Annotated in this window: 23 protein-coding genes; 4 read left to right on the forward strand and 19 right to left on the reverse strand. The window is 62.0% G+C overall.

The genetic code is table 11. The annotated features are described in order from the left end of the window. The first annotated feature begins 27 nt into the window (after window positions 1-27). A complete protein-coding gene (locus tag LPB73_RS12110; protein WP_231080708.1) occupies window positions 28-798 on the forward strand; it encodes a LamB/YcsF family protein in 771 nt (256 codons plus the stop codon). Between the two features lie 165 nt (window positions 799-963). Here the strand turns inward: LPB73_RS12110 and LPB73_RS12115 are convergent, their stop codons facing one another. The 14 genes from LPB73_RS12115 to cysD form a co-directional block, all read right to left on the reverse strand. Next, window positions 964-2,004, reverse strand: coding sequence for an aliphatic amidase (locus tag LPB73_RS12115; RefSeq protein ID WP_175369090.1), 1,041 nt, complete (start codon window positions 2,002-2,004; stop codon window positions 964-966). A 197-nt stretch (window positions 2,005-2,201) separates the two neighbouring features. Continuing rightward, window positions 2,202-3,146 carry an ABC transporter substrate-binding protein gene (locus LPB73_RS12120; protein WP_175369091.1) on the reverse strand — a complete coding sequence of 315 codons (945 nt, stop codon included), beginning with the start codon at window positions 3,144-3,146 and terminating at the stop codon, window positions 2,202-2,204. Continuing rightward, complete coding sequence (locus LPB73_RS12125) at window positions 3,143-4,237, reverse strand: LLM class flavin-dependent oxidoreductase (RefSeq protein ID WP_231080709.1); 1,095 nt, start codon at window positions 4,235-4,237, stop codon at window positions 3,143-3,145. Before LPB73_RS12125 ends, LPB73_RS12120 begins: the two co-directional genes overlap by 4 nt. Window positions 4,238-4,262: 25 nt before the next feature. Beyond that, the gene (locus LPB73_RS12130) at window positions 4,263-5,405 is read right to left on the reverse strand and encodes an acyl-CoA dehydrogenase family protein (RefSeq protein ID WP_231080710.1); all 1,143 of its coding nucleotides are present in this window, start codon (window positions 5,403-5,405) and stop codon (window positions 4,263-4,265) included. 168 nt (window positions 5,406-5,573) lie between these two features. Continuing rightward, on the reverse strand, window positions 5,574-6,380 hold the full coding sequence (locus tag LPB73_RS12135) for an ABC transporter ATP-binding protein (RefSeq protein ID WP_231080711.1): 807 nt from the start codon (window positions 6,378-6,380) through the stop codon (window positions 5,574-5,576). Beyond that, window positions 6,373-7,236: an ABC transporter permease gene (locus tag LPB73_RS12140; RefSeq protein ID WP_231080712.1), complete on the reverse strand. Its 864-nt coding sequence runs from the start codon at window positions 7,234-7,236 to the stop codon at window positions 6,373-6,375. The genes LPB73_RS12135 and LPB73_RS12140 overlap by 8 nt, the downstream gene beginning before the upstream one ends. Window positions 7,237-7,261: 25 nt before the next feature. Beyond that, window positions 7,262-8,218, reverse strand: coding sequence for an ABC transporter substrate-binding protein (locus LPB73_RS12145; RefSeq protein ID WP_231080713.1), 957 nt, complete (start codon window positions 8,216-8,218; stop codon window positions 7,262-7,264). A gap of 116 nt (window positions 8,219-8,334) precedes the next feature. Further along, complete coding sequence (locus tag LPB73_RS12150; protein ID WP_231080714.1) at window positions 8,335-9,126, reverse strand: ABC transporter ATP-binding protein; 792 nt, start codon at window positions 9,124-9,126, stop codon at window positions 8,335-8,337. Further along, window positions 9,120-10,160 (reverse strand): ABC transporter permease, encoded by a 1,041-nt coding sequence (locus LPB73_RS12155; protein WP_231080715.1) that lies wholly within the window; start codon window positions 10,158-10,160, stop codon window positions 9,120-9,122. Before LPB73_RS12155 ends, LPB73_RS12150 begins: the two co-directional genes overlap by 7 nt. Beyond that, window positions 10,138-11,235, reverse strand: a complete 1,098-nt coding sequence (locus LPB73_RS12160) for an ABC transporter substrate-binding protein (RefSeq protein ID WP_175369097.1) — start codon at window positions 11,233-11,235, stop codon at window positions 10,138-10,140. The genes LPB73_RS12155 and LPB73_RS12160 overlap by 23 nt, the downstream gene beginning before the upstream one ends. Window positions 11,236-11,673: 438 nt before the next feature. After that, entirely contained in the window at window positions 11,674-13,278 is a 1,605-nt protein-coding gene (locus tag LPB73_RS12165; protein WP_231080716.1) for a sulfite reductase subunit alpha, read from the reverse strand. Continuing rightward, a complete protein-coding gene (locus LPB73_RS12170; RefSeq protein ID WP_231080717.1) occupies window positions 13,275-15,062 on the reverse strand; it encodes a NirA family protein in 1,788 nt (595 codons plus the stop codon). The genes LPB73_RS12165 and LPB73_RS12170 overlap by 4 nt, the downstream gene beginning before the upstream one ends. Before the next feature lie 473 nt (window positions 15,063-15,535). Further along, window positions 15,536-17,458, reverse strand: coding sequence for an adenylyl-sulfate kinase (cysC, locus tag LPB73_RS12175; protein WP_231080718.1), 1,923 nt, complete (start codon window positions 17,456-17,458; stop codon window positions 15,536-15,538). A gap of 10 nt (window positions 17,459-17,468) precedes the next feature. Further along, window positions 17,469-18,308 (reverse strand): sulfate adenylyltransferase subunit CysD, encoded by an 840-nt coding sequence (gene cysD / locus LPB73_RS12180; protein WP_068731681.1) that lies wholly within the window; start codon window positions 18,306-18,308, stop codon window positions 17,469-17,471. Between the two features lie 216 nt (window positions 18,309-18,524). On the opposite strand from cysD, the gene LPB73_RS12185 reads away from it, so the two are divergent. Next, the gene (locus tag LPB73_RS12185) at window positions 18,525-19,226 is read left to right on the forward strand and encodes a phosphoadenylyl-sulfate reductase (RefSeq protein ID WP_231080719.1); all 702 of its coding nucleotides are present in this window, start codon (window positions 18,525-18,527) and stop codon (window positions 19,224-19,226) included. Between the two features lie 8 nt (window positions 19,227-19,234). Here LPB73_RS12185 and LPB73_RS12190 read toward each other — a convergent pair whose 3' ends face one another. Both LPB73_RS12190 and LPB73_RS12195 read right to left on the reverse strand, forming a co-directional pair. Continuing rightward, window positions 19,235-20,404: a CmpA/NrtA family ABC transporter substrate-binding protein gene (locus LPB73_RS12190; RefSeq protein WP_231081139.1), complete on the reverse strand. Its 1,170-nt coding sequence runs from the start codon at window positions 20,402-20,404 to the stop codon at window positions 19,235-19,237. Further along, complete coding sequence (locus LPB73_RS12195; protein ID WP_089264382.1) at window positions 20,404-20,994, reverse strand: ANTAR domain-containing response regulator; 591 nt, start codon at window positions 20,992-20,994, stop codon at window positions 20,404-20,406. The genes LPB73_RS12190 and LPB73_RS12195 overlap by 1 nt, the downstream gene beginning before the upstream one ends. A 111-nt stretch (window positions 20,995-21,105) precedes the next feature. Between LPB73_RS12195 and rimO the strand changes: the two genes are divergently transcribed. Both rimO and LPB73_RS12205 read left to right on the forward strand, forming a co-directional pair. Then, entirely contained in the window at window positions 21,106-22,434 is a 1,329-nt protein-coding gene (gene rimO, locus LPB73_RS12200) for a 30S ribosomal protein S12 methylthiotransferase RimO (RefSeq protein ID WP_231080720.1), read from the forward strand. 188 nt (window positions 22,435-22,622) lie between these two features. Beyond that, a complete protein-coding gene (locus LPB73_RS12205; RefSeq protein ID WP_231080721.1) occupies window positions 22,623-23,276 on the forward strand; it encodes a TrmH family RNA methyltransferase in 654 nt (217 codons plus the stop codon). 302 nt (window positions 23,277-23,578) lie between these two features. Here LPB73_RS12205 and LPB73_RS12210 read toward each other — a convergent pair whose 3' ends face one another. From LPB73_RS12210 to pcsA, 3 genes are read right to left on the reverse strand one after another with little or no spacing between them, the layout of a single operon-like run. After that, window positions 23,579-24,553 carry a quinone oxidoreductase family protein gene (locus LPB73_RS12210; protein ID WP_068731670.1) on the reverse strand — a complete coding sequence of 325 codons (975 nt, stop codon included), beginning with the start codon at window positions 24,551-24,553 and terminating at the stop codon, window positions 23,579-23,581. Between the two features lie 56 nt (window positions 24,554-24,609). Continuing rightward, window positions 24,610-25,347 carry a TerC family protein gene (locus LPB73_RS12215; RefSeq protein WP_089264384.1) on the reverse strand — a complete coding sequence of 246 codons (738 nt, stop codon included), beginning with the start codon at window positions 25,345-25,347 and terminating at the stop codon, window positions 24,610-24,612. Then, window positions 25,344-26,078, reverse strand: coding sequence for a phosphatidylcholine synthase (pcsA, locus tag LPB73_RS12220; protein ID WP_231080722.1), 735 nt, complete (start codon window positions 26,076-26,078; stop codon window positions 25,344-25,346). Before pcsA ends, LPB73_RS12215 begins: the two co-directional genes overlap by 4 nt. Window positions 26,079-26,186 lie beyond the last annotated feature (108 nt).

A 26,186-nucleotide genomic window follows, 5' to 3' on the forward strand; every position in this document is an offset into this window, starting at 1 on the left:
GAATCCTACTCACGAAAGAGCACGACTATGGCGACCATCGATCTGAACTGCGACCTCGGCGAAAGCTTCGGCATGTGGGAGATGGGCAACGACGCCGCGATGATCGACCTCGCGTCCTCCGTGAACATCGCCTGCGGCTATCACGCGGGCGACGCCGATGTGATGCGCAAGACGGTGCAGCTCGCCAAGGCGCGGAACGTCAAGATCGGCGCGCATCCCGGCTATCGCGACCTGCACGGTTTCGGCCGCCGGCCTATCGTCGGTCTCACCGCACTCGAGATCGAGAACCTGATCGCGTACCAGATCGGCGCCTTGCAGGCGATCGCCGCCATGGAAGGCTACAAGGTCACCCATGTGAAGGCCCACGGCGCGATCTCCAACGTCGCTTGCGAGGACGACATGACCGCCCGCGCCATCGCCGCCGGCATCAAAGCCGTCGACCGCGATCTGACCTTCGTGGTGCTGGCGAATTCCAAACTTGTAACTGCCGGCGAAGCCGCCGGACTCCCTCTGGCACATGAAGTGTTCGCCGACCGCGCCTATGAGGACAACGGCAATCTCGTCTCGCGCAAGAAGCCCGGTGCGGTACTGCATGATCCGGTGATGGTTGCTGATCGTGTGGTGAAGATGGCACAGACCGGGGAAGTCATCTCGATCACTGGCAAGGTGATCAAGATGAAGATGGACACCGTGTGCATTCACGGCGACACGCCGGGAGCCGTCGAACTTGGCCGCCATGTACGAGATGGGCTGAAGGCGGCGGGGATCGATGTGGCGCCGTTCAAGACGGCGCTTTAGAACTCCACCGTCATTCCGGGGCGCGTGCGTCTTCGCACGCGAACCCGGAATCCCGAAATGTTCATCACCTCTAACATGACGGGGGCGGACAGTGGGGACTCATCTTGAGATTCCGGGTTCGCATGCGCAAAGATGCGCACGCGCCCCGGAATGACAGTGAATTCATCACCGATCGTTCAACATCCCCTCATGTGGCAGTCCCTCGATCGGGCATTCCTCGACACCGACCGTCGGCCGCGTGAAGGCCTCGACATTCTCGCGCGCCTTGTCGGGATTGTTGACCCAGTTTGCATAGAAATCGAACGGACACGCCGCGACGCCCTTGTTGCTTTCGCCGGAATTGATCGTGCCGGTGTAGCCGCGATGCAGCAGCTTGAAGAGATGGTTCTCCGACTGTCCGGTGCGGCGCGCGTCGCGGATCAGCGATTTCGACAGCGCCGCATATTGAATGCCGTAGTCTTCCTCGCCGCATTCGCCGAGCGTGCGGCCATCGAAACCGATGATCGCCGAATGGCCGAAATACGAATAGACGCCGTCGAAGCCTGAGGCATTGGCAACGGCAACATAAGTATTGTTGGCCCAGGCCATCGCCTTGGCCATCAGCACCTGCTGATCCTTGGCGGGATACATGTAGCCCTGGCAGCGCACGATCAGTTCGGCGCCCTTCATGGCGCAGTCGCGCCAGATTTCGGGATAGTTGCCGTCATCGCAGATGATCAGCGAAATCTTCAGGCCCTTCGGCCCCTCGGAGACATAAGTGCAATTGCCGGGATACCAGCCTTCGATGGGCACCCATGGCATGATCTTGCGATATTTCTGAACGATCTCGCCCTGATCGTTCATCAGGATCAGCGTGTTGTACGGCGCCTTGTGCGGATGCTGTTCATGGCGTTCGCCGGTCAGCGAGAACACGCCCCAGACCTTGGCCTTGCGGCAGGCCTCCGCGAAAATCTCGGTTTCCTCGCCGGGTACGATCGAGGCGGTCTCGTACATTTCCTTGGAGTCGTACATGATGCCCTGGGTCGAATATTCCGGGAACACCACCAGATCCATGCCGGGCAGACCGATCTTCATGCCGACGATCATGTCGGCGATCTTCTGCGCATTGGCCAGCACCTCGGCCTTCGTGTGAAGCCGCGGCATCTTGTAATTCACGACGGCGACGCCGACCGCGTCCTTGCTGGATGAAATATCGCCGTGATGCATCTGCGCTGGTCTCCGTTGCCGGGCGATGGTGGGCCGACGGAGGGAGACCGGGAATACGTGGATTTACGGATGTCTGTTCTGCGACGCCAATCAAGAACGTTGTCATGGCCGGGCCTGACCCGGCCATCCATCTTCCGTCGCTAAGATGGATACGCGGGTCAAGCCCGCGTATGACGTCGGAGTCTGAGGAGGCTCGACTACAGCCCCGCCCCCTTCCCGATGGCATCGTTGAACGATCGATCCACGATCGCATTGGCATCGAGCTTCTGCTTGATCAGTCCGCTGCGCAAATAGAGATCGATGGTCTTCTGTTCATCCGCGGCGACGCCATCGTCGATCGGTGCGATGCGGATTTTTGCACGTGTCAGCCAGTTCAGCGGCACCGACGGCGCCACGTTCATCAGCTTGCCCCAGGTCTGCGCGTAAGCATCCGCGTTCTTCAGCGCCCAGGCCCGGGCCGCAGTGAGGCGGCGGAGATAGTCCTCGAGTTCGGCATGCTTGTCGCGGATCGCATTCGGCGTCGCCACGACAAAGCTCAGCCCCGATGTCAGGCCCTCGGCATTCAGCAGGACACGCGACTGGAACAGCACCTCTTCCTGGCTCACATAGGGCTCCCAGGTCGACCACGCATCGACTGAGCCGCGGGTATAAGCGACCTTGGCATCCGACGGAGCGAGGAACACGATCTGCACATCGCTCGCCGTCCAGCCCTTTTGTTCCAGCGCGGCGAGAATGAGCTGATGCCCGATCGAGCCGCGGCCAGTGGCGATCTTCTTGCCCTTCAGATCGTCGAAGCTCTTGATCGTCGAGTCCTTCGGCACCAGCACGGCGAGACCGTCGCCGGTCTGCCGGATCGCGCCGATGGCCTTGACCGGCACATTGGCCGCTGCTGCAAAGGTGAAGGGCGCATCGCCGACCAGCCCGCTATCGAGTGCACCGGCACCGAGCGCTTCCAGCAGCGGCGCTGCCGCGGCGAATTCCTTCCACTCGATCTTGTAGGGCACGTCTTTCAGCACGCCGGATGCTTCCATCACGGCGCGCGCATTGCCCTTCTGGTCGCCGACGATCAGCGTGGTCTCGGCGTGGGCGGAAGTGGCAAAAGCCGCGAGGATCAGACCGGCGGCAAGAACAAGCCGTTTCATGCTGCGACAACTCCCTTGGCGGCGTCACGCGCCGCAATCAGTTCGCGGGTGCGCGGGATCAGTTCGCGGCCGTAATCGATGGCGTCGATCAGGGGATCAAAGCCGCGGATCAGGAAATGGCTGACGCCAAGATCGTAATAGTCGGCGAACACTTCGGCGACCTGCTCGGGCGTGCCGACCAGCGCGGTGGTGTTGCTGTTCGCGCCGGTGAGCGCGGCCATCTCGGTCCACAGCCGCTTGTCGATGCGGGTGCCCTGCTCGGCCAGCGCCAGCAGACGCTTCGCACCGGCGGTGGCATGGCCATCGGCCGGCTTGCGATAGCCGGTCTTGTCCTGCAGCGCGGTGGCCCGGGCGAGAATATCATCGGCCTTGGCCCAGGCTTTCTCCTCGGTGTCGGCAATGATCGGGCGCACCGACAGGCTGAATCGCGGCGCCGGACGACCATACTTGGCAGCAGCGGCCCGCACGCGGCCGGTGACGTCGCGGACTTGCGCATAGGATTCACCCCACAGCGCGAAGGTGTCGGCATGTTTGCCCGACACGTCGATGGCCGCATCTGACGCGCCGCCGACGAAGACATGGATCGGCACGGTCGGCTTCACCTGCGAGAAGCCGCCCTCAACCTGATAATACTTACCGGCATAGTCGAATGGTTTCTCGCTCGTCCATTCCTGCTTGATGATGTCGAGCCATTCGCTGGTGCGCGCGTAACGCTCGTCCTTGTCGTCGAGCGTATTGCCGTCCTGCCGCAGCTCCTTGGCATTGCCGCCGGTGATGACGTGCAGCGAGACGCGGCCATGGTGGAAATTCTCGATGGTGGCGAGCTGGCGCGCCAGCACCGTCGGCGCGGTGAAACCCGGACGCTGCGCGATCATCACCTTCAGCTTTTCGGTGACGCCGAGCGCATGCTGGGCGACCTGCAGGCCGTCCGGCGAGGTCGAATGGAAGGCGAGCAGCGCGCGGTCGAACCCGGCGAGCTCGTGCGCCTTCGCTACGGTTTCGATATAGCTGGGATCGAGCACCGCGCCGGAGCGCACGCGGGTCTCAGATGCGTCATTGTTGGTGATGAAGCCGATGAATTCGACGGACATGGTTGTCTCCACTTCCTGCTGTTGTTCAGATGCCGAGCGCGATGCGTCCGGCGGAAATCTTGGTGCTGTCGTCCTGCGGCGTGTGCACGCGGCCACACAGCACGTCGCGATAATGCCGCTCCAGCGGATTGGCGCGGGTCAGTCCGTGATTGCTGGTCAGCGACAGCGCGTCTTCGACGACAGCCACGGCATTATTGGTAACCGTGAGTTTGAGGATATTCGCCTCAACCGGCGTCAGCGTAACACCGTCATCGATATCCCGTGCAAAGGTCTCGAGCAGCCGCGCATTCACCGCGAGCTTCGCCTCGATGCCGCCGACGATCTCTTGCGCCCGCGGCAGCGTCGCCAGCGGCGCGCCGAGGCTCGACGGCGTGCGGGTCTTGAGAAAGTCGATCAGCCAGTCGCGCGCCGCCCGCGCCACGCCGTCATAGACGGCACCGACCAGCACGGCCTGGATGGTCGCCTGCGACACATCCGGCGCACCCCAATCACTGGGACGGCGCAGATCCACCTCGTTGTCGAGCGGAATGAGCACGTCGTCGAACACGACGTCATGGCTGCCGCTGGCGCGCAGACCGAGATGATCCCAGGTCTCGACGATCTCGGTGCCTGGCAGACCCGCCGGCACCAGAAAGACGCCGACGCGCACGTCGGGCTCGTCCGTCTTGGCCCAAACAGTGTACCATTTGAGGATCGGCGCACCGGTCGAATAGATCTTGCGGCCGGTCATGCGCCAGCCTTCGGCCGTGCGCTTCGCTGTGGTTTGAGGCAGACCGCCCCGCGATGGCGATCCCTGATCGGGCTCGACGCGCAACGCGTTGATCAGCGCAGGGCCATTCACGGGGTCGCGCGACACGCGCTGCGCCAGATGCGCAGGCCAGTTGCCGTTCCGCGTGATGACCAGATGGTGGATATAGTGCATCGCCAATACAAGCGCGGTCGCGGCATCGGCCTTGCCAACCGCGTTTACGACGCGCGCAGCCTCGCGCACCCCGGCGCCCACGCCGCCCAGCGCCTTTGGCACCGGCAGCGCCAGAAGGCCCGCCTCGGACAGTTCCTGAAAATTCTCAAATGGAAAACTTGCCGCACGATCATGCGATGGCGCACGTTCCGCAAATCCTGGAACGAGCAAATTAACTCTGTCAATAATGCTGGGAACCGCGTCCATATTGTATTGCTTTCGGCTTCTCTAACCCTAGAGAATGCCGTTCGGCAGGCGTTACAAGCGGTACTCGGAAATAACGACAGCGGGACTGATGGGCCTCAGACCCACAGGTGAAAATTCTCTCCGGTGACCTCAGGCGAGAATTTTATTCGCGCGATTTTGAAGCCCGATTCAGGAATCTGCCGCCTTGCCCCGACTGCCGGCGATATGGCTCGTGAGCTTCTGCGTCACCTCGCGCCGCAAAGCGTTGAACTCCGGCGATGCGACGTCGCGCGGGCGCGGAAGGTCGACCTCGATTTCGCAGTCGATCCGGCCCGGCCCCGCCGACATCACGATCACGCGATCCGCCAGCATCACCGCCTCCTCGACCGAATGCGTCACAAAGATCACCGTAAGGCCGGTGGTGCGCCAGATCTCAACGAGTTCTTCCTGCAGCTTGCTGCGGGTCAGCGCATCCAGCGCGCCGAACGGTTCGTCCATCAGCAGCATGTCGGTGTCGTTGCTGAGCACGCGCGCGATAGCGACACGTTGCTTCATGCCGCCGGAGAGCTGGTGCGGATAGCGATCGGCAAAGGCCGTCAATCCCACCATGGCCATGAACTTGTCGGTGAGTTCGCCCACGACCTTGCTCGCTACACGGCGATGTTTGGGGCCGAAGCCGATATTGTCGCGCACCGTCAGCCACGGAAACAACGCGTAATCCTGAAACACTATGCCGCGATCCGGGCCCGGCTTGTCGACGGGAAAGCCATACATGGTCACGGAACCCATCGTCGCCGTCTCAAAGCCGGCGACGATGCGCAGCAAGGTGGACTTGCCGCAACCGGACGCGCCGAGCAGGCAAACGAACTCGCCCTTGCGGATGGTGAGATTGACACTGCGCAGCGCTTCAACCGGGCCGTTGGAGGCCTGATAGATTTTCCCGACGTCGCTGACCTCGAGGATATCAGGCGCAATTGTGGTTGGTCGATCAAGCATGATGCTGTGGGCTCCAACGAAGGAAGTAGTTGCTGAGCATCAGCAGGATGCGATCCGACACGAAGCCGGTGATGCCGATGATGATCATGCCGGTGATCACGAGATCGGTGCGCGACAGTGTGCGGCCATCCATGATGACAGCGCCGAGGCCTTCGGGCACGCCGGTCATCTCGCCGACCACGATCAGGATCCATGCGAAACCTGCACCGAGACGAAGGCCGTTGAAAATGCTGGGTAGCGCTGCCGGTAAGACGACGGAGCGGAATTGCTGCGCGCCGCTGCAGCCGAGCATCTCCGCCGCTTCGAACAACCTGATATCGACGGAGCGAACACCGAAAACCGTATTGAGCAGGATTGGGAAGAACGCGCCGAGGAATACCAGGAAGATCGCCGCGCGCGGTCCGAGACCAAAGAAGATCATCGACAACGGCAGCCATGCCGTCACCGGGATCGGTCGCAGCAACGACAGCGTCGGATCGAGCAGCTTGCGTAGCAACGGCATACGCCCGATCATCAGCCCGAGCGGAATGCCGACCGCCGCCGCACAGAGAAAGCCGCCATAGACACGCTGCACGCTCTTCCAGAAATGGATCGGCAGGCTGGCGCTGTACGCGTCGTCATAGACTCCGCCGAAAGCGAAATCCCACATCATTACGGCGACGCCATAGGGCGACGGCACCAGTCGCGTGCCGGTCCAGCGCACCATGACGTCCCAAATCACCATCAGGCAGACCGGCACGATCAGCGCGAGCGCAACTGTGCGCGCCCGCTGCACGCCCTGCCCGCGCTTGCCGGCCGCAGGCACCGGGGTTTCCGCTGCCGGCGCAAGCTCGACCCTGTTGGACGTATCGTCCATCGTGCTTTGCAGGCTCACAACGCGCTCACGTGGCCGCCAGCGCCTTCACGAAGCTCGCATCGATGAAGGTCTTGTAGTCCGGCAGCTGCCGGATCTGCTTCTTGGACAGCATCTGGCCACCGTAATATTCCGCCTGCTTCATGAACTGGTCGTCGATATTCCAGGTTAGCTCTACATTCGGCGCGGCCTTCTCGATCGACGGCTTCTGCTGGCCGAGCTTCTGCATGGCGATGGCGATAAAGGCCTCGCGGTCTTTCATGGCATATTCGCTGGCCAGGCGGTGGGTCTTGAGCAGCGCCTTGATCAGTTCCGGATCTTTCTCGATCAGTTCGCGGCGCGTGGCCAGCACCATGTTCAGCGAACCGGTCGGCGTCGTATAGGGATATTCGACGATCTGACCGACGCCATTGGCGAGGCTGATGCCAGGCCCGGGCTCGGCGCCCACATAGGCGTCGATGTCGCCGCGGGCGAGCGCCGGCGCCATGTCACTGAACGACAGACGGACGGACTCGACGTCCTTCACCGTCATGCCTTCGGCGGAGAGACGATCGAGGATCACGACTTCCTGGGTCGAGCCCGGCAGGATCGCGACCTTCTTGCCCTTCAGGTCCTTGATCGTATTGATCCCGGAATCCTTCTTGGCGACGACCGCCATGCCACGATTGCAGGCAGACGCGATCACCACGATCGGCTCGCCATTGGCGCCGCCGAGCGTCGCCGCGGCAAAACCGAAGATGCCGAAATCGACAGTGCCCGTCACGACGGCGTTCTTGCCGTCGGTCGGGGTTTCGAATGGGATCACCTCGAATTTGACGCCATCAGGCGCGAATTTCTCGTAGAAATACGGCGTGACGCCGTGAATGAGCTTCAGCGTTCCGATCTTGACCACGCGGTCAGCGGCGAAGGCCTTGATGCTGGTCGTGGACAGCGCCGCGGCCATGGCCGTCAGGCGGATGAAATCACGTCGGTTGGTGCTGTACATGTCGTTCCCTTGGGCTGAACCGTGTGTCAGCCTAAAAGGAATGCAATAACCATGCCTCGTATGCAGCTATCGGTGGAGCGTACCCTCACCCGCAACGGACCATAGTCGGGAGGAGCTCACCACGTCGCGTCCAGCCCGAGCAACCCCAGGATCTGTCGTCGCAGCTCGGCCAGATGCGGATCGCCGCGATGGCGCGGATAGGGCCGGTCGACCGTGATATCCGCCGTCACGCGTGCCGGACGATCGCTGAACACGATGACGCGGTTGGCGAGAAACAATGCCTCCTCCACGTCATGGGTCACCAGCAGTGCTGTAAAGCCGTTGCGTTGCCAGAGCGACACCAGTTCGGCCTGCATGGTGATGCGTGTCAGCGAATCCAGTTTGCCGAGTGGCTCATCGAGCACAAGGATGCGCGGATCGTTTACCAGCGCGCGCGCCAGCGCCACGCGCTGCGCCATGCCACCCGAGAGTTGATGCGGATAGGCCTTCCGGAAGGCTCCGAGGCCGACGAGATCGATCGCCGCATTGACGCGGTGACGCTGCGTCTTGAGCACACCCTGCGCCTCCAGTCCAAGCGCGACATTGTCCCAGACCGTCCGCCACGGAAATAGCGTCGGATCCTGAAACACCACGACGCGGGACGGATAAGGTCCGGTGATGGCAACGCCATCTTCTTCCAGCGCGCCGGCACGCGGCGGCTCGAGACCGGCGACCAGACGCAGCAGCGTGGACTTGCCGCAACCGGAGGGGCCGAGCAGTGCTACGAACTCGCCGGGCGCAACGCTGATGCTGACATCGTCGAGCACCGGCAGCACGTTGCCATCGATATCGAAGGCATGGCTGACGCCTTTGACATCCAGCGACGCGCCGGTCGCTGCGGGCTGAAACGGTTTTGCCAGCGCTACCATTTGACGACCCCCTTCTGCCAGACCAGCAGGTGATCGCGCACCTTGAACAGCAGCGTGATCGCGCCGGAGCAGAGCAGCGACATCACGATCAGTGCCGCATACATGTTGTTGTAGGACGCCCAGCCCTGCGCCCATTGCAGATAGAAGCCGAGGCCCGCCTTGACGCCGATCATCTCGGCCACGACCAGCACCGCGAAGGACGCGCCGAGCCCCATAAACAGACCGACAAACACATGCGGGAGTGCCGCGGGGATTGCGACCTTAGTCACCAGGAAAGACGGTCTTGCGCCGAGCGTTCGCGCGACATCGTAATAGGCGGTGCTGACGCTGGCCACGCCCGACCACGTGAGCACCGTCACCGGAAAGCCGGTGGCCAGCGCGATCAGAAACGTGCTGGCGCTCCAGGCCGACGGGAACGTGAAGAACGCAATCGGCAGCCAGGCCGTCGCCGGCAATGGTCCGATGAAGCGCAGGATTGGATGCACCCAGTAGCCCGCGAGCCGTGACCAGCCGATGGAGACGCCGGTGAGGAAGCCTACGGCCGCGCCGATGAAGTAGCCGCCAAGCTGCAGCTTCACCGAGGCGAAAGCGCTGTCCAGCAGTTTCGGCAGGTCGTCGGTATAGACCTCGACGATGGACTGCGGCGGTGGAAAGAACGGCAGCGGCAGCCAGCCGAATTTTGCCGTTGCAAGCTCCCACAGCGTCAGGAACGCTCCCAAGGCAAACAGCCAGGGCGCGCGTCGCTGCACGCCCTCGCCGAATTTGCCGAGCGCTGCCTGCGCCGTGGTCGCAATCGCGATGCCGCCAGCAATCGCGAATGCCGTATAGGCTACAGCCTCGGTGCGTGGCCAGTCGCCGATATCTGGCCATCGCAGGCATGACAGGCCGAAAGCCAGCCATGCGAGCCCTGCCCCGATCCCCGTAAAGCTGAAACGAAGCTTGCTGATGAATTGAAGTCCGCCATCGCCAGCAATGAGCGCGGTCTCGCGGTCACCGCCAAGCGGTGCGATCTCAGACGCGGAATACGTCGGCATAGATGCGCTCCGCGAATTTGGTGGTGTCGGTTGACGGCTTGAACACGGAAACCGTCTTGAGATCGTCGGCGTAGGATTTCAGCTCGCGCTTCAGCGCATCGCCCACGGGGTGATGATGATGGGTATGATACTTCACCATGCCCAGCAGATCTTCAACGGTGGCATTCTTCGGCGCATAGGGCTGGAACGACTTCGCAGCCTTCTCCGGATTCTGCGATGCGAACATCGCAGCATCGAGCAGCGCCTGCGTCAGGCCGCGTGCGACCAGTGGATCGTCACGCAGGAGGCTGCCGCGCACGCCGACGATGCAGCAACTGATATCCTTGTAGGGGCCATCGAGATTGGAGCCGACTTCCTTCAGCTCCCCATCCTTGAGCCAAAGATAGGCCAGCGGATCGGATGCCAGTCCGATCTGTGCTTCGCCCTTCTCCACGGCGAGCCGCACCAGATTGCCGGGATATTGCCGCCACTCGACGTCCTTGTCCGGATTGAGTCCGGCCTTGGCGAGCTGGATCGAGAAGAAGTTCTTGTCGGGGCCGGCCATATCGCCGACGGCGATGGTCTTGCCCTTGAAATCCGCAACGCTTTTCACCTCCGACTTCGCCGGTGCCAGCGCGCGCAGGCAGCCGCCATGAGTGCCGGCGACAATCTTGACGTCAAAGCCCTGCTCCAAGGGCTTCAGCCAGCGCAGCGCCATACCCAGGCCCGCATCGGATTTTCCGGTGGCAATGGCTTCGAGAAGCTGGTCCGTCGAGCCGCTGTAGTTGACCAGCTCGACGTCAAGGTTCTGCTTCTGGAAGAAGCCGTGATCGATGGCGACCGGCAGCGGCGCAAGACAGACCGCGCCTGCATTCCAGGATAGCTTCAATTTACGCGGTGCACCGGTGAGCGCGGGCGCCTCCGATGCGGTCCTGCAGATCGGAAATTCGGAAAAATCAATGGGTGACGCCTGCCGAAACGGAAAGGCCTGCGCGCCCCATACGCCGAGTGGCGCGGCCAATGCAGCCGCAGCGCCGCCGCGCAGCAGCGACCGGCGATCCATCAGCGGCTTGCGGTTGTGATCATCGTTCGACATCTGGTCTCCTTGCGATCGGCACAGCGCTGCCCATGGCCACAACGCATGGTGTTGCGGCTCACGCTGATGCGATGGTCAATGTGTTGAGTGGAAGCTCAGCCGTGAGAGTCCGACGACTCCCGCCCCTGTGATTTCAATGGTACGAGGATGCGCAGCGCGGCGGCTTCGGTCAATAAAATGGAATTTTGAATGTCGCGCAGGATGGAGAGATTATCTCCAATGAGAGCAGCGCCGGGAGAGATCGCAATTTATCGCTGAGGAAGCGTTCTACTGATGACGCAGTTGAAGCAAAACAGTTCTCTCGCAAACGCGCGCTCCCCTCATGGTGAGGAGGCGCGAAGCGCCGTCTCGAACCATGAGATGCCGGCGCTCCGAGTCTGCGGCCATCCTTCGAGACGCCCGCTAATGGCGGGCTCCTCAGGATGAGGGGTAGAGATATCAATATACGTCGAGCTGAAACCGCCCCTTCTTCTTCAGCTCGCCGACAAACATCACCGCCTCGTCGGTCGAACGCGCGCCATGCTGGGCGGCGATATCGACCAGAGCCCGCTCCACATCCTTGGCCATGCGCTTGGCATCGCCGCAGACATAGACATGGGCGCCTTCGGCGAGCCACGTCCAGACGTCGCGGCCGACCTCACGCATGCGATCCTGCACGTAGAATTTCTCACCGGCGTCACGCGACCAGGCCAGCGACAACCGTGTGAGGAAGCCTTCGGTCTTCATGCCATTGAGTTCGTCGGCATAGAAGAAATCCGAGGCGCTGCGCTGATGGCCGAAGAACAGCCAGTTCTTGCCCGGCGCCTTGGTGGCCTTGCGATCGTGCAGGAACGCCCTGAACGGCGCGATTCCCGTGCCCGGCCCCACCATGATGATCGGCGTCTCCGGATTTTCCGGCAGCGCAAAACCATGCGCCTTCTGGACATAGACCTTGAGCTCGTCGCCGGGCTGAATGCGATCGGCGAGGAAGCTCGAGGCCAGACCATGGCGCTTCCGCTTGCCGACCATGTAACGAACGATATCGACGGTGAGAGACAGTTTGCCGGGCGTCGCATTGTGCGACGACGAGATCGAGTAGAGCCGCGGCTGCAGTGGCTCAAGCGCCTCGATGAAAGCTTCCGGGTGCGGCCGCACGCCGGAGAATTTCTGCAACGCAGCCATCACGTCGAGCGTCGCGGCATCGCCATCGGGGTCCTCGCCCTGCGCCAGTGCGCGTGCCTTGGCGCGCTGCGCCCCGCCGGTGAGATAGGACATCAGCTCGAACAGCGAATCCGGCGCCGGGGCCAGCGAGACGTCGTATTGCAGTACTTCACGCAGCGTCTTGCCGCGCACTTCCGTCGTATGCGACGCGCCGAGCAGCGCGATGATCTGGTCGACATGACCGAGATCGTTCGACGCAAAGATGCCGAAACTGTCGCCGACGACGTAATCGAGGCCACAGCCCGATAGATCGAAATCGATATGCCAGGTCTCTTTCTCGGAGCCTTTGCCATTGAGCAGGCGGCGGCCGAGAAACACCGCGGGTGCGGGATTGTCGCGCGAGCGGCCGAGCGTCGAGGGATCAGGCGCCGCGACTTCGACCGGTTCTGCAGCACTCGTCGCTGCCGCCGCGGGCGTGGCGCCGGCCGGTGCCTTGTCGAGCTCTTCATAGAGCGACTTCAGCATCCGCGCGGTCTCCTTGCCGCCGGGCACGCAGAGATTCAGCCGCGCTTCGGCCTTGGAGGCGATCGCGTCGGAATAGTCGTTGCAGTTATAGCCGCACTGGCCGCAGTCCTGCTGCGCCATCGCCGCCATCATCTTGCGACGAACCGGCTTGCCTTCGGCGAGCTTCATGCGATCGGCGATCGGCATGGTTTGGTCATGCCACGGCGCACCGTCGTCCTCTTCCATGATCGCGGCGCCCTGCTCTGCAGAGAGCGGCGTCGCCGACGCATCGGACAGCAGGCCGGCGAAGAAGCCGTTCAGCCAGGAGCGTTGCGCTTCCGAGAACGGCGCAGACGCAGGAATGATCTCGAGTTTGGGCGGCGGCGTCATCTGGTTCATGCGGACACCTGTTCATCAGCAAGCTTGCGCAACGAAGCTGCGTCGTGACGGCGCGAGAAAGTGAGGAAGGTCTCGTCCGGCGACGCGCGGTGGGCGAGATAGGCTTTCAGCAGCCGCTCGACGACGACGGGCGCGTCCTCGGACTTCACGTTCTGATAGACCTCCTGCCCGACATCGGCCTGCGGGCCGAAACCGCCGCCGGTGAAGATGTGAAAGCCATCCACGGTGTCGTCGCTATCGTCCAGCGCCACGCGCGCGCCGATCATGCCGATGTCGCTGATGTAATGCTGCGCGCAGGAATGATGGCAGCCGGTGAGATGGATGTTGATCGGCGTATCGACCTCGACGCGCGTATCACACCATTCGGCGATGTTTGTTGCCGTGCGCTTGGTATCCGCATTGCCGAACTTGCAGCCAGCGCGGCCTGTGCAGGCGATCAGGCCGGCGCGAATCTCGGTGGTCTTGATGGCAAGGCCGAGGGCTTCGATGGCCGCAGTCGCCAGCGCGACATTCGCGTCTTTCACACCGGGGATGAGCAGGTTCTGCCACACCGTAAGGCGGATATCGCCGTCGCCGAGATCGGCCGCAATCTTCGAAAGCCCCCGCATCTGATCGGTCGTCACCTTGCCCAGCGGCAGCACCACACCGATCCAGTTCAACCCGTCCTGCTTCTGTCTGTGCACCCCGATATGCGCCGTACGATCGAAGCTTGGGCGCGGCAGCAACGCGTCCGCCGGAACGCGGGTAAACGGCGCGCCGAGCTTCTCCTCGACGATGGTCAGGAACTTCTCCACGCCCATGCCGTCGATCACATACTTCAACCGCGCCTTCAGCCGGTTGGTGCGATCGCCGAGATCGATGAAGACGCGCACGATGGCGTCGGAGACCTTGGTAGAGTCCTCCGGTCTCACGATGATGCCGGTATCGGTGGCGAAATCCTTGTGGCCGGTGATGCCGCCGATCCCTAGCTTGAACCAGACGCCGGGCGCGGCGCCGAAACCATCTTTCACTTCGACTGCCTGGAAGGCGATGTCGTTGGTGTCCTCCAGCACGGCGATCTTGCCGGCGCCGTCGAAGGCGACGTTGAATTTGCGCGGCAGGCCGGTCAGCGTGCGGTCGTTGAGAATGTGATAGTGCCACTCGCGCGCATAGGGCCGCGTGTCCAGCAGTTCCTGCGGGTCGATGCCCGCGGTCGGCGTGCCCGTGACGTTGCGGATGTTGTCAGCCCCGGAGCCACGTGAGCACAGACCGAGATCCTGGATACCCTCGATCAGCTTCACGGCATGTTTCGGCGGAATCTCGCGCACCTGCAGATTGGCGCGCGTGGTCACATGGGAGAACGGACCGCAGAGCTCGTCACTGAGATCGGCAAGACCTGCAAGCTGCCAGTGCTTCATGATGCCGTTCGGGATCCGAAGCCGGCACATATAGGAGTCCTGCGTCGGACCCACATAGAAGATGCCGTAATAGCGCCAGCGAAAATTGTCGGCCGGCGATGGCCGCGCATCGATCGCGGCCTGATCGCGCAGCCGCGGATAGGCGTCGAACGGGTGTTCCTCGCGCTTCCATTTCTCCTGCTCGACCAGCTTCTTGCCCGACGCAATCGTGCGGTCCTGCGCCTTGATATGCGGCGCATCCGGTCCGGTCGGCTCCGCATTGGCCTTGGCTGACGCAGCGCCGCCGAGACCCTTGCCGACGCGACTGATCTGCAGCCCGGTCGAAAAGCCTTCCAGGTAGCGCTTCTGTTCGTCAGTAAAGTCGATGGAGAGCGTTTCAATTTTCATGCGGGACGAAGCTCCTGCGGGCCACAGCGTGGCTTCAACGGGGATAAGGATCGCGGACCGCACAGGCTCAAGTCAGCGCGTCGCGCCGGCTTGAATTCTGAAGCGATCCGATCAGCCTCGTTGCTGCGGAAATCCATCTGAACTGGCCGGCGGGCATCAGCGAACGCCGGTTGACTAGAGACATTCAAGTCTCGTGCCAGATCGTCATCGGGGGAAAAATATCAATAAATCAGGGGATTGAGGTCGAGATCGGGCCGAACCCGGCCGTTCGGTGCCAGCGTTTGTGCACCGCACGCTCAATAATTAGACGGTGGGAACGTCAATGGCAGCTATCGGTGCGAGGGCCCTTGCGACGAAGGAACCCAGCCTGGACTCGTGGCCTTTCGGATTTGTCGCCTCGCCAAGAGGAAAGCTGGCGAACCAGCTTTCCTTGACCTCATCATGAGGCGCAAAAGTGAGCGCGGGCCTAACCGTTAGACCGCCTCGAACGCCGCCAGATTAGCGGCTCCGTCGTCCAGCACTTGCGTCTGCCGCAACATGTCCTCGATGCCATCTATCGCGCGACCCACATCGACCGTCGACGTGTCGATCCGCAGTTCGACCGTCTCCGGCGCCTGATAGTCGTTGGCGATACCGGTGAAGCCCGGCAGGTCTCCGGCGCGGGCCTTGGCGTAATGCCCCTTGGGATCGCGCTGCTCGCAGATCTCCGCCGGCGTCGCGACATAGATCTCGCGAAATGCAGTATCGACAGCGTTGCGGGCCTCGGCGCGGTCGCCGCGCGAGGGCGACACAGCCGCGACGATGGCGATATGACCGTTGCGGGCGAGATGGCCGGCCATCTCCGCCAGCCGCCGGACATTCTCGCTGCGATCGGCAGCGGAGAAGCCGAGGTCGCGATTGAGTCCGGCGCGCAGCGTATCGCCGTCGAGCAGGATCGGCGAACCGCCTTTGGCGAACAGACGGTGCTCCAGCGCGCGCGCCAGCGTCGACTTGCCCGATCCCGGCAATCCCGTGAACCACACCACCGCGCCTTGATGGCGGTAGCGCGCCGAACGTTCCTCAGGCTGCAGTGCCGACTGCACCGGCACGATGTCCGACGACGCCGCGCGTTGGGCAGCATCAAAGGAGAGCACGAGACCGCCACCGGCGATCCGGCCGCCGACCTCGATCACGAGACGTCCGGTGCGCGGATTGTCGACATAGCGATCGGCGGCGACCGGTTGCGACAGTGCGATCTCGATTTCACCGACGTGATTGCGTGCGATCTGTTTGGTCTCGACACTGGCCAGTTCACCGGGATCGATCGCCTTCTCGATCGCGATCACACGGCCGCGCACTTCGCGCACGCCGAGCCGCACCAGGATCGACGATCCCGCTGTCAGCGGCTGATCGTGCAGCCAGAAGATCCGCGCCCGCAGTCGTCGTGTATCCGATGGCACCGCGCCAGCATGCGCGATCACGTCGCCGCGCTCGACGAACAGTTCGCGGTCGAGCGTGATACCGACGGATCGCCCTGCCCCGTGCTCGCCTTCCAGCGGCGTCGCCGACCAGCGCTCCACGCTCTTGATCTTTGCTCGCTTGCCGGCGGGCATGATCACCACGTCGTCGCCGACAGCCAGATGCCCGGCCTCGATACGCCCGGCCACGATGCGGCGGTCGTCGAACTTGTAGATCGCCTGTACCGGTAGCCGCAGCGGCAATTCATCAAGCGCGAGTGCCGGCTTCAACGCATCGAGCGCGCCCACGACTGTTGGCCCGCGATACCAGCCGATACGGTCGGTATGGGTGGCCACGCCATCGCCATCCCGCGCCGAAATCGGAATCACCGCGGCGGGCGTGACGCCGAGTTCAATGAGATGCGCCGAAATTTCGTCGCTGATCGCCTGAAAGCGCTCGGCGCTGAAATCGACGCGGTCCATCTTGTTGACGACGACGGCCACCTGCTTCACGCCCAGCAGATGCAGCAGATAGGCATGGCGCCGGGTCTGATCGCGAACGCCTTCCAGCGCATCGACGATCAGCACGGCGCCATCGGCCTGCGATGCACCGGTGATCATGTTACGCAGAAACTCGGCGTGGCCGGGCGCGTCGATCAGAATGACGTCGCGCAATTTGGTGCGGAAGCGGATCTGCGTGGTATCGATGGTGATGCCCTGGTCACGCTCGGTCTGCAGCGCATCGAGCAGGAACGACCATTCGAACGGCATGCCGCGCCGGGCGCTCACCGCTTTCAGCATCTCCAGCTTGCCATCCGGCAAGCCACCGGTCTCGTGCAGCAGGCGACCGACCAGCGTCGACTTGCCGTGATCCACATGGCCGACGATGACAATGCGCAGTTGCGGGCGCGTGGTGCCGTTGGGCATTCCGAGCGAGGTCGGATTGACGGGTTTGGTCATGGCATCACCTCTACAGATAGCCCGCGACGCGCAGTCGCTCGAAGGCGTCTTCGGTCTCGTGATCGAGTGCGCGGCCGGCGCGCTCGGGAATCGTGGTGCCGTCGAGCTCGACCAGGATTTCGGCAATCGTGCTGGCGGTGGATGCGACGGGATTGGTGATGTCGGCATCACCCAGCGAGCGGTAGCGCTTACCGTCTTTGGCCAGATAGAGCGGAATGATCGGGATGTTTTCGCGCGCCGTGTAGGCCCAGATGTCCGCTTCGGTCCAATGCAGGATCGGATGAATGCGCAGATGCGCACCGGGCGGCGGCGAGGCGTTGAACTGGTCCCAGAATTCCGGTGGCTGGTCGCGCACGTCCCATCCGCCCTCGACACCGCGCGGCGAGAACACACGCTCCTTGGCGCGGGTCGCCTCTTCGTCGCGGCGAATGCCGGCGATCAATCCGTCGAAGCCGTGCTTCGCCAACGCAAGTTTGAGACCTTCGGTCTTGCGCGCTGCGGAGCGCGCCGCTGGCGGCAGTGTCGGATCGACACTATCGATCGACGGGCAATATTCGACGGTGAGGTCGAGTCCCCACTCCTTCGAATAGTGATCGCGGAATGCGTACATCTCCGGAAACTTCTTGCCGGTATCGACATGCAGCGCGGGGAACGGTACGTGGCCGAAAAACGCTTTGCGCGCCAGCCAGATCATGACGTTGGAGTCCTTGCCGAGCGACCACAGCAAGGCCAGCTTCTTCAGCCGGGCGAAGCCCTCGCGCAGGATGTAGATGCTCTGCGCTTCCAGTTGATCGAGGTGGTCCATCGATACCACGTCCGATCGGACGCGTTCGAGATTGGTCGACGTCATACGCCTTCTCCAGGTCCTCAAAACCGCCGTGAGATTCGCCGTTGCTCACGAAGCGGATACGCTCGGAGAAAGTGCATCTCTGGAACTCGATTTATGGGGTCAAAAAATCTAAACTGCGCTTCTCAAATAGAAAGAATATTTTTCTATTAAGAGGCGACAAACAACTGATATATAGAATCTTATTCCAGTCAAGCCGGATGTGTTGAGGAGTTCGAGATGTTGTCGCCCGGAGCCGTCGCAGGTGCTGTCCAATACGATCAAGCGCTGCAATCCGCCTCGCCCGCCAAGGTGATTGCCGCGGCACTTGATGTCGTGGGCCGGGATAGACTCGCGCTGGTATCTTCGTTTGGTACGGAATCTGCGGCGTTGCTGAAGGTGATGGCCGATGTCGATCCCGCCATCCCCGTGCTGTTTCTCGACACCGGCTGGATGTTCGAGGAGACACTCGCCTATCGCGACCAACTGATCCTGACGCTGGGCCTGCGCGACGTGCGAACGATCCGTCCCGCGGTAGATGCGCTTGCCGCTCACGACAGCGATGGGGATTTGTGGTCGTCCGATCCCGACACCTGCTGCCGGATCCGGAAGGTCGAGCCGCTGGCGCAGGCACTGACGCCGTTCAGCGCGTGGATCAACGGCCGCAAACGATTTCAGGGCGCATCGCGCGCCGTCATTCCCGTCGTCGAGGACGATGGTTCAAAATTGAAATTCAATCCATTCGCCAATGTCACGCCGGACGAGATCGGGCTGATCTATGCGTCGGCGAAGCTGCCGCCACATCCGCTCGTGGCCTCAGGCTTTGCGTCGGTCGGCTGCATGCCCTGCACGTCCCGCACCGCGCCTGGCGAGGACCCCCGCGCCGGCCGCTGGCGCGGCCGCGCCAAAACGGAATGCGGCATCCACACATCGGCGAACTGACGCCGCCGCTACGACTTCATATGCGCGATCTCGAACGCAGCGAGATGGGCAGCGATGTTGCTCGGATCGAATGGAGGTCCAGCGAAGGCGCCCACCGCGTCGGGCACATCAGTCAAAGCGCTCCCGGTGATACCGAGCGCGGCATCGTAGAGGTCGGGGCGGAACACACCCTGTGCGATCTTCAGCGCCTCGGGGCTGATCGCGGCCTGTCCCCAGCGCACCATCTGGGCATAGAGCCAGGCGGCCTGAACCGGATCGGGACGCCCGGCTCCTTCGCGGCCGACCAGCAGATAGCGCCCACTCTCGCGCATGGTGCCATCCGGTGAAATCTTCAGCCGGCCATCCAGCGTCCGCAGCAGGACCTCCGGCGAGACGCCGATATATTGGGGCTTGGCGAGAATCGCGGCAATCTCATTGCGGTTCTCCGGGGCCTCGATGAAGGCAGCCGCGCTCACATGCGCCCGGGTGAGTGCCGCCACGGTGTCCGGGTTCTTCTCCGCCCAGTTCTGCCTCATCGCCAGCACCTTCTCGGCAGCGCGCAGCAGGATGTCGGAGACGAAATGCAGAATATGGCCGACGCCGAGATCGACCGCGACAGAATTCCAGGGCGCGCCGACACAGAACGCATCGACGTGACCGTTGGCGAGACTGTCGACCATGTAAGGCGGCGGCAGCACCACGAGACGGACGTCCTCATCGGGATCGACGCCGCCGGCCGCCATCCAGAAACGGAGCTGGTAATTATGCGTCGAGAACGGAAACGTCATGCCGAAGGTCAAGGGATCGGCGCCGGCACGGGCACGGGCGACGACCACGCGGCGCAGCGCCTGCGCGGTGGCCATCGGATCGGTCGGGTCACCGTCGAGTTCCGACATCAGCGCTGCATGCAGCGCCGGCGAGACGGTGATGGCATTGCCGTTGATGCCGAGATTAAACGACGCCACGATCGGCACTTTCACGTGCCCGAGCCCGAGGCTGGACGCGATGGCAACGGGCGCCAGCAGATGCGCCGCTTCGAACAGGCCGATATTCAGCTTATCGCGGACATTCGACCACGACACTTCCCGGACCAATTCGACATTCAGCCCCTCGGCTTTCGTGAACCCCTTGTCGACCGCGACAATCAGGGCGGCGGCGTCGGCCAGCGGAATGAAGCCGATGCGAAGCGGGTGGTCGATCATTTCAGCAACTCCGCTGCGGTGATGATCGACTGCGCGATCTCGCCGATTTTCTTCTTTTCACGCATCGCCGTGGATCGCAGCAATACGTAAGCCTCTTCTTCATTGAGGCCCTTGAGCTTCATCACGATGCCCTTGGCGCGGTCGATGATCTTGCGCTCCTCCAGCGCCGACTTGGTGCGCTCGAGCTCGTCCTGCAATTTGGAGAAAGCATTGAAACGGGAGATGCAGAGATCGAGGATCGGCTTGATCCGCTCCTTCTTCAGCCCGTCCACGATGTATGAGGATACCCCCGCCTCGACCGAAGCCCGCGCCGACTCGGCGTCGCTCTGGTCGACGAACATGGCGACCGGCCGGCGCACCGCGCGGGACACCTGGAACATTTGTTCCAGCACGTCGCGGCTGGGGTTTTCGAGGTCGATGACGATAACGTCCGGATCCAGGGCATAAATCCGGGCCAGCAGGTTATGCATCTCCCGGATATGCTGGACGTCCACATAGCCAGCCTCCCGCAGCCCTTCTTCAAGGATCGCGGCCCGGATCGGGCTCTCGTCGACAATGACAATTTTGGGCGACTGGTCGGCAGGCATCGGGCACTCACATGGATGCAGCATACCCATAGCACGCCCGCGCACGGCTTAAAGCCTTGTAATTATGGGCAAATGGGACTACCTGCTGCCTCTCAATCAGGCAGATCGAATATGCAACAGGCCGCCGCGCCCAAAATCTCCTTTGTCTCGCTGGGATGCCCGAAGGCCCTGGTGGATTCCGAGCGCATCATCACGCGCCTGCGGGCCGAAGGTTACGAACTCGCCCGCAAGCACGACGGCGCCGACATCGTCATCGTCAACACCTGCGGCTTTCTCGACAGCGCCAAAGCGGAGTCGCTAGGCGCCATCGGCGAAGCCATGGCGCAGAACGGCAAGGTCATTGTCACCGGCTGCATGGGCGCCGAGCCCGAGCAGATCGAAGCCGCCTATCCCAACCTGCTGTCGATCACCGGGCCGCAGCAATATGAAAGCGTGCTCGACGCCGTGCATCGTGCGCTGCCGCCGGTGCACAATCCGCACATCGATCTGGTACCTCCGCAGGGCATCAAGCTGACGCCGCGGCACTACGCCTATCTGAAGATCTCCGAAGGCTGCAACAATCGTTGCACCTTCTGCATCATCCCGAAGCTGCGCGGCGATCTCGTCTCGCGTCCGGCCAACGAAGTCCTGCTCGAAGCCGAGAAGCTGGTGAAGGCCGGCGTCAAGGAATTGCTGGTCGTGTCGCAGGACACCTCGGCTTACGGCGTCGATATCAAATACGCCAGCAGCCCGTGGAAGGATCGCGAGGTCCGCGCCAAGTTCTATGATCTCGCCAAGGAGCTCGGCGAACTCGGCGCCTGGGTGCGGCTGCAATATGTTTACCCGTATCCGCATGTCGACGAAGTCATCGGGTTGATGAATGCGGGCAGCAATGTGCTGCCCTATCTCGACATCCCGTTCCAGCACGCGGCCCCGGAAGTATTGAAGGCGATGAAGCGCCCGGCCGCGCAGGACAAGACCCTCGCGCGCATCAAGAAGTGGCGCGAGGAATGCCCCGATCTCACACTGCGCTCGACCTTCATCGTCGGCTTCCCCGGCGAGACCGAAAGCGATTTCCAGTATCTGCTCGACTGGCTGGAGGAAGCGCAGATCGACCGCGTCGGCGCATTCAAATACGAGTCCGTGGCCGGCGCGACCTCCAACGCCATCGCCAATGCGGTGCCTGAAGAAATCAAGCAGCAGCGCTGGAATGCGTTGATGGAGCGTCAGCAGAAGATCTCGGCGCGCCGCCTCAAGCGCAAGGTGGGCACCCGGCAGCAGGTCATCATCGACGAGGTCGGCCCGACCGTGTCGAAGGGCCGCTCGAAGGCGGACGCTCCCGATATCGACGGTTCGGTCTATATCACCGCACGCCGGCCGCTAAAGGTCGGCGAGATCGTCACGGCGAAGATCGAACGCGCGGATGCGTATGATCTGCACGGGACGGTGGCGGGGTTTTAAGCGCGGCCCTCACAATGTCTCGATTCGATTGACGCATGCTCTGAACTCGCATGACTTCATATACTGAAAGGTGCGGGTGTTAGAACCGGCGGTATCAAACACTTTAAATACCCCGCTTCAAATCTCCCACCGATGCGATATGATCGCGAGCGTCTTGGAACGCTCCGTTGTATTCGCATGGGTCAGTCATGGAAGAGAAATCAACGTCTAAGCCGACGCTTCGCGCTCGGGCGGACAAGATCAAAGACTTCAGGTGCAAAAACCTGATTGCCGTCATTGAGAATCCCACGGACGTAAGAAACATTGGCACAATTATTAGAAATGTTAACGCACTCGGCGTCGAGAAAGCTTACGTCATAACGAACCAGAATTCGTTGCCTGATGAATGGGAGGAGATGCGCGAAAAGCGGAAGCTGAGTGCAATTTCCGCATCTGCTATCAAATGGAGCTTTGTCAAGAAGTTCAAAGACACGGACAGCTGCATGGATCATTTGAACAAAAATGGCTTTGTTTCGGTTGTTACGTCGCCCCATGTGAAAGGACGCAAGAACGTTGTGCTTCATGAGCACGACTACACGTCATACAAAAAACTTGCTGTCTGGTTCGGAAATGAAGGAACAGGAATTAGCGAGACTGCTATCAAACGGAGCGATCTCTGCATCAACATTCCCATGTATGGGATTATTGAAAGCCTCAATTTGGGTACCTCGTCTGGCATTGTGTTGTATGAGGTCACCAAGCAAAGGCGCGCATTCCAATTCAACTTAAAAAAGAAGATCGATACAAAAAAGAGCAGTAAGCCTGTCCGATCGGGCAGTTCATCAGATCTACGCCCCGTCTAATTCTCCGCTCGCGCCCCGTTGAAGGTCGGCGAGATCGTCACCGCGAAGATCGAGCGCGCGGATGCGTATGATCTGCACGGGACGGTGGCGGGGTTCTAGCTAGAACGCCGATACCAGTGGCACCCTCCCCCAAGCGAAGCGCAGTGGGGAGGGTCGGCCGATAGGCCGGGGTGGGGGTGCCCCACGTGACGTCACACTATGCGGCACCATCCCACCCGTCACGATGCTCGCTGAACGCTCGCTTCGTGCCACCCTCCCCGCTGCGCGGCTTCGCCGCTTGAGGGAGGGAGAAGAAAGCAACCTCACACCTTCAAAATCACCGCGCCCGTGGTCTTGCGTGCTTCCAGATCCACATGCGCCTTGGCCGCATCCTTCAGCGCATAAGCGTGATTGATCGGCACATGCAGCTTTCCGTCGATCACAGCCGAGAACAGCGTGTCGGCGCCCTCCAGCAATTCCGAGCGCTTGGCGACATAGTCATTCAGCTTCGGACGCGTCGCGAACAGCGAGCCGTGATTATTGAGTTCGGCGATGGCGAATGGCGGCACAGGACCCGACGCGTTGCCGAACGACACCCACATGCCGCGTGGCTTCAGGCATGACAGCGACCCCGGATAGGTGGTCTTGCCAACGCCGTCATAGACCACGTCGCAGAGTTCGTTACGGCTGATCTGCTTCACGCGATCGACGAAGTTCTCTTCGTTGTAATAGATGACGTGATCGCAGCCATTGGCCAGCGCCAACTCGCCCTTCTCCTTCGAGCCGACAGTGCCGATCACATGCGCGCCCATGGCTTTCGCCCACTGGCAGGCGAGCAGACCGATGCCGCCCGCTGCAGCATGGATCAGCACGCGGTGATGCGGCTCGACCTTGAAAGTCTTGTGCAGCAGATACCAGACCGTGAGGCCCTTCAGCATCAGCACGGCACCCTGCTCGTGGGTGATGCGATCGGGCAGTTTCACCAGCCGGTCGGCGGCAAACACGCGCTCGGTGGCATAGCTGCCGAGGGCCGAATAATAGGCGACGCGGTCGCCGGGATGAAAGCCGGTGACGCCCGGACCGACCTCGATCACTTCGCCCGAGGCCTCATTACCGGCAATGAACGGTAGCTGCGGCGCCTTGTAGAGGCCGCTGCGGAAGTATGTATCGATAAAATTGACACCGATGGCATGCTGGCGGATGCGCACCTCGCCCGCAGCCGGTGCCGGGACCTGCACGTCTTCATAAGTGAGGACTTCGGGTCCACCGATCTCGTGGACGCGGACGGCTTTGGTCATCGTTCAATCTCCCTGAGTGACTTTGGTCTCAAGCGATAACCGACAGTCGCGTGATGTCAACCTGTGCCCGGCTGGGCCCGCTTTCGGCGGTTGCGCTTCGCCAGCACGTTGAACAACTCGACCGCCGCCGAGAACAGGATGGCGAAATAGATGTAGCCACGCGGGATGTGGAATTTAAATCCATCCGCCATCAGTGAGACGCCGATCAACACCAGGAAGGCCAGCGCCAGCATCTTGGTGGTCGGATATTGCGCCACAAAGCGCGCCACGGGTCCGGACGATACATACATCACCGCGCAGGCAATGATGACGGCGGCCACCATGATCTCGATGTCCTGTGCCATGCCGATCGCAGTGATGATGGAGTCGAGCGAGAACACGAGATCAACGACGATAACCTGCAGGATCACCCAGGCAAAGGCGTTCGGTGCCGGCTTCTCGTTGCCGGGTCCCTCGCGCGCCTCGACCTCGGCATGAATCTCGTGCGTTGCCTTGGCGATCAGGAACAGACCGCCACCGATCAGGATTAGATCGCGCCAGGAGAATGCGAGGCCTCTCACCGTGATGACGGGTTCGGTCAGGCCGATCAGCCAGACGAGGACACTCAGCAGGATGATGCGGAACACCAGCGCCAGCGCGAGACCGATCTGGCGTGCGCGGGTGGCCTGCGGCTCCGGCAGCCGCGACACCAGCACCGACAGGAAAATCACATTGTCGATACCAAGTACGATTTCGAGCGCGGTCAGCGTCAAGAGCGCGGCCCAGGCTTCAGGGCTGGAAAACAGTTCGATCATGATTTGGAGGGCCTCATGAGGCGGATGACGGCGTCACCGCAGACAATGTAAAAAGCGATCGCGCAGAGCGCTACCGTAATAGGCAAAGCAACAGCGAAGTTCTGTATCAGCGTGATGACGGCCAGCACAGCCCATATCGCCATCAGCGACAGGTTCAACCGGCGCAGACGCGTCACGCGAACGGGATGCAGCACATGCACCGGCACAAAGGTCAGGACAATCAGCGCCAGCATCGCAAGGCTGGCTATGACGGATGATGGTTGCAGCAGGAACAGATAGAACGCCGCCCCATTCCACAGTGCCGGAAAACCGCGAAAGTGGTTGTCGTCGGTCTTCATGCGTTTGTCGGCAAAATATAATGCGCTGGTGATGACGATCCCGGCACCGAGCAACACCGCTGTCCACGGCACCAACAGACCGGAGGCCGCGATCGCATAGGCCGGCACGAAGACGTAAGTGAGGAAGTCGACCACGAAATCGAGCGCGTCGCCCGACCAATCCGGCAACACGCGGCCGACGTCGAAGTGTCGGGCGATCGGGCCATCGAGCCCGTCGATGATCAGCGCCAAACCGAGCCAGCCGAACATCACAGCCCATTCGCCGCGCACGGCGCTCATCATGGCGATGAGTGCCACACCGGCACCGAGCGCAGTAAAGATGTGAACCGAGAACGCCGCCGCGCGCGCGGATCGTGACGACGACGGGAGTTGGTCCGGACTCGAAGCGGTCATGTGCCGGGAATTGCTAGCAGGAATCCGCCCGATTTGCACAGGCACCGATGCGGCACTCGGCCGCCCGATCACGCGGGAACGATTCCGCGGCGCGTAACGGCTTGAAAA

The organism is Tardiphaga sp. 37S4 (assembly GCF_021044645.1).
Classification (GTDB): domain Bacteria; phylum Pseudomonadota; class Alphaproteobacteria; order Rhizobiales; family Xanthobacteraceae; genus Tardiphaga; species Tardiphaga robiniae.